This is a genomic window from Halobacillus sp. A1, from assembly GCF_024189295.1.
Taxonomy (GTDB): Bacteria; Bacillota; Bacilli; order Bacillales; family Halobacillaceae; genus Halobacillus_A.
Map to the genome: position 1 here is coordinate 1 of NZ_JAIZEN010000069.1, position 492 is coordinate 492.

The 492-nt window shown below is 41.7% G+C and carries 1 pseudogene; it reads left to right on the forward strand.

The window, feature by feature from the left end:
- Positions 1-139: 139 nt before the first annotated feature.
- Positions 140-298, forward strand: a pseudogene (locus tag LF817_RS20015) (gamma-type small acid-soluble spore protein); the annotation flags it as partial.
- Positions 299-492 lie beyond the last annotated feature (194 nt).

The window sequence follows — 492 nt, forward strand, 5'->3', positions numbered from 1 at the left end:
CCTTGGATAACAGTACTTGAATTTTTGTAACACCTCAAGCCCTAGTTTAATTAGGGGATCTTTCTGAACTTGATGATAGTTTCGAGCACCTCGCTTTCCAAAGTAGATTCACCGATACCGATAAACCGGAGCATTTCGGAGACAACAAAACCAACAAGCTGCTCAGCAAAACGCTCAGCAAAATGCTCAACAATCTGCTAAAGGTCAGAACCAATACGGTACTGAATTTGGTCAGGAGCAAACTGACGCGCAACAAGTTCGTCAGCAAAACCAAAAATCTCAGGCTAAGAAAAAGTAGCATTTGATTTGATTGGTTAATCTGTACAGACTGTACAATTAGCCTGCATCAAACTCCCAGGAACATGACAAATTTTAATGATCAAGAACAAAAAGAAGTTCCGAAAGCCGATCGCCAAATGCCCTGCCTGTTCTACGGGGTCTATTATGGATCGCTATAAATTTTACGCATGCTCCGCTTATAAAGAAGGGTGC